This is a genomic window from Okeania sp. KiyG1, from assembly GCF_014132355.1.
Lineage (GTDB): Bacteria > Cyanobacteriota > Cyanobacteriia > Cyanobacteriales > Microcoleaceae > Okeania.
The window spans coordinates 1-4,313 of record NZ_BLZO01000112.1 but is presented as its reverse complement, the minus strand read 5'-3'; the positions used below and the strand labels follow the sequence as shown (position 1 = coordinate 4,313).

General features: G+C 43.5%; 2 pseudogenes. Both read right to left on the bottom strand.

Going from position 1 to position 4,313, the window contains the following annotated elements:
- Positions 1-1,299: 1,299 nt before the first annotated feature.
- Positions 1,300-1,526 (bottom strand): annotated as a pseudogene (atpE, locus tag SAGCYANO_RS26370) (ATP synthase F0 subunit C).
- Positions 1,527-3,471: 1,945 nt separating this feature from the next.
- Positions 3,472-3,698 (bottom strand): annotated as a pseudogene (atpE, locus tag SAGCYANO_RS26365) (ATP synthase F0 subunit C).
- Positions 3,699-4,313 lie beyond the last annotated feature (615 nt).

Genomic DNA, 4,313 nt, shown 5'->3' with positions numbered 1-4,313 from the left:
TTGAGGGCCGTTAAACCCAGTAAATCATTACACTTAAGCCGATTTCGGGCCCGAAAATTAATTTTCCGGATTTGGTCAGTTTTGCAGAGTTCGGATTTCACAAAAGTTACAGAGTTCGGATTTCACAAAAGTTACAGAGTTCGGATTTCACAAAAGTTACAGAGTTCGGATTTCACAAAAGTTACAGAGTTCGCGGCGCCGGATTTCTCAAAACCCTGAAAATCATTGGGAAAAAAATTTCACAAAAAGTTACAGAGTTCGCTTAGCAAATCTTACTATTATATATAAAATAAATTAAACATAAATGTGTGATATACATACATGTGTGAGTTTTTGATACTTTTCAACTGTATGATATTCCTCAAGTGGGTTCCCCCGGATTTTGAGGGCCGTTAAACCCAGTAAATCATTACACTTAAGCCGATTTGGGGGTCCCAAAACTTTGTCCAAAATGAGCGATTTCGAAAAGTGAAAAAATGACGTCAAAAAGTGCACTCAAAAAACCCAGTAAAATTGGGAAATCAGGATTTTGGCAAAAATGAGCCGAAAGTCGATTTCTTCAAGCGGGCATTGGACTTAAGCCGGATTTGGGCCCACTCAAAATTGGAGCAAAAAGTACGTGTCATGACCCGTCTGAACCCTCGGATGCGGCCTGCCATTGCATCGCAAATTTCTGGGCGGGATTTTGAGTGATGCCAACAGCTCTGTTCGGGGGGTGCACGGGAGGTATCTCAGTAGTTGGGGCAGCAAGAAAACTATTTGGTCAAAAATGAGAAATCTCGAAAAGTGAGAAATCAGCAAAATGGCAAAGTCGGCAAAAATATTTTTCGGGCCCAAAAAAGGGACCACAAATCCCCGAAAAACTTCAAGACATATATAAAATATAAATTACATAAATGTGTGATATACATAAATGTGTGAGTTTTTGATTGAGCTAAACTGTAAGAGAGTCCTCAAGTGGGTTCCCCCGGATTTTGAGGGCCGTTAAACCCAGTAAATCATTACACTTAAGCCGATTTCGGGCCCCAAAAATTTATTTTCCGGATTTGGTCAGTTTTGCAGTGCTCGGATTTTTAATTTCCGGGGTGCGAAAGTTGCTCACTTGGGCCACATTTTGGATTTCGGATTTTGAGGAGGGGGGTGCCGCGGAACTGGGGGGTGGAGCTCTTTGTGTTGGGACTGCGTGAACGTGTAGCAAAAATGCGCAAAAGTTGCCAAATCGGGTTTTTAAAAAAATTCCCGCACAATTCCTTGCCGTTTTTAGGCCCTTTTTGACCCTTTTTCGGCCACACCTTTTTCCTAGATGAAAGGATTAGCGAACAGGATTGCCAGCGAGATGACGAGGCCGTATATGCAGAGAGATTCCATGAACGCGAAGCTCAACAGAAGAACCCCGCGGATTTTGCCTTCAGCTTCGGGGGCTGGCGAGCAATCCCTTCGACGGCGTAACCAGCTGCAGTTCCTTGTCCAAGACCGGGGCCAATAGCCGCGAACCCAACGCTAATTCCTGCGCTCAAAGCACTCAGCCCTGTGAGGAACGAATCCGCCAAGTGGTTTACACTGAATCTCACTGGTCCAAAACCGTCATTGGTTATTCTCAAAAACGGAACCACCACGAGGCTGTATCATACACTCAATCTGAGGGTCCCCGCCGCCTTATCACACATCTCCGTTTATCACACATCTCCGTTTATCACACATCTCCGTTTATCACACATCTCCGTTTATCACACATCTCCGTTTATCACACATCTCCGTTTATCACACATCTCCGTTTATCACACATCGCTGTTTTACTCCCTTCAATCCCAACACTTCGGATTTCTTTGCAGTCTTCCTTCAACCTTGTCACACATCTCCGCATATCACACATACCCGTGGGGCTCCCTCCTCAAAATCCAACACCCGAAAATCAGAAATCCAAATGCAAAAAATGTGCCAAAGTGAGCAGTGAGCAAAATCCCAAATCCCAAAAAAGTGTACCCCGAAGTGGCGAAAAACCCTTGAAATCATTGGCCCCCCACTTTTTTCCAACTTTTCCGACCACTTTTCCCCCGATTCCTTCAAGACATATATATATATATATATAATTACATAAATGTGTGATATACATACATGTGTGAGTTTTTGATACTTTTCAACTGTATGATATTCCTCAAGTGGGTTCCCCAGGATTTTGAGGGCCGTTAAACCCAGTAAATCATTACACTTAAGCCGATTTCGGGCCCGAAAATTAATTTTCCGGATTTGGTCAGTTTTGCAGAGTTCGGATTTCACAAAAGTTACAGAGTTCGGATTTCACAAAAGTTACAGAGTTCGGATTTCACAAAAGTTACAGAGTTCGGATTTCACAAAAGTTACAGAGTTCGCGGCGCCGGATTTCTCAAAACCCTGAAAATCATTGGGAAAAAAATTTCACAAAAAGTTACAGAGTTCGCTTAGCAAATCTTACTATTATATATAAAATAAATTAAACATAAATGTGTGATATACATACATGTGTGAGTTTTTGATACTTTTCAACTGTATGATATTCCTCAAGTGGGTTCCCCCGGATTTTGAGGGCCGTTAAACCCAGTAAATCATTACACTTAAGCCGATTTGGGGGTCCCAAAACTTTGTCCAAAATGAGCGATTTCGAAAAGTGAAAAAATGACGTCAAAAAGTGCACTCAAAAAACCCAGTAAAATTGGGAAATCAGGATTTTGGCAAAAATGAGCCGAAAGTCGATTTCTTCAAGCGGGCATTGGACTTAAGCCGGATTTGGGCCCACTCAAAATTGGAGCAAAAAGTACGTGTCATGACCCGTCTGAACCCTCGGATGCGGCCTGCCATTGCATCGCAAATTTCTGGGCGGGATTTTGAGTGATGCCAACAGCTCTGTTCGGGGGGTGCACGGGAGGTATCTCAGTAGTTGGGGCAGCAAGAAAACTATTTGGTCAAAAATGAGAAATCTCGAAAAGTGAGAAATCAGCAAAATGGCAAAGTCGGCAAAAATATTTTTCGGGCCCAAAAAAGGGACCACAAATCCCCGAAAAACTTCAAGACATATATAAAATATAAATTACATAAATGTGTGATATACATAAATGTGTGAGTTTTTGATTGAGCTAAACTGTAAGAGAGTCCTCAAGTGGGTTCCCCGATTTTGAGGGCCGTTAAACCCAGTAAATCATTACACTTAAGCCGATTTCGGGCCCCAAAAATTTATTTTCCGGATTTGGTCAGTTTTGCAGTGCTCGGATTTTTAATTTCCGGGGTGCGAAAGTTGCTCACTTGGGCCACATTTTGGATTTCGGATTTTGAGGAGGGGGGTGCCGCGGAACTGGGGGGTGGAGCTCTTTGTGTTGGGACTGCGTGAACGTGTAGCAAAAATGCGCAAAAGTTGCCAAATCGGGTTTTTAAAAATTCCCGCACAATTCCTTGCCGTTTTTAGGCCCTTTTTGACCCTTTTTCGGCCACACCTTTTTCCTAGATGAAAGGATTAGCGAACAGGATTGCCAGCGAGATGACGAGGCCGTATATGCAGAGAGATTCCATGAACGCGAAGCTCAACAGAAGAACCCCGCGGATTTTGCCTTCAGCTTCGGGGGCTGGCGAGCAATCCCTTCGACGGCGTAACCAGCTGCAGTTCCTTGTCCAAGACCGGGGCCAATAGCCGCGAACCCAACGCTAATTCCTGCGCTCAAAGCACTCAGCCCTGTGAGGAACGAATCCGCCAAGTGGTTTACACTGAATCTCACTGGTCCAAAACCGTCATTGGTTATTCTCAAAAACGGAACCACCACGAGGCTGTATCATACACTCAATCTGAGGGTCCCCGCCGCCTTATCACACATCTCCGTTTATCACACATCTCCGTTTATCACACATCTCCGTTTATCACACATCTCCGTTTATCACACATCTCCGTTTATCACACATCGCTGTTTTACTCCCTTCAATCCCAACACTTCGGATTTCTTTGCAGTCTTCCTTCAACCTTGTCACACATCTCCGCATATCACACATACCCGTGGGGCTCCCTCCTCAAAATCCAACACCCGAAAATCAGAAATCCAAATGCAAAAAATGTGCCAAAGTGAGCAGTGAGCAAAATCCCAAATCCCAAAAAAGTGTACCCCGAAGTGGCGAAAAACCCTTGAAATCATTGGCCCCCCCCACTTTTTTTCCAACTTTTCCGACCACTTTTCCCCGATTCCTTCAAGACATATATATATATATATATAATTACATAAATGTGTGATATACATACATGTGTGAGTTTTTGATACTTTTCAACTGTATGATATTCCTCAAGTGGGTTCCCCGTT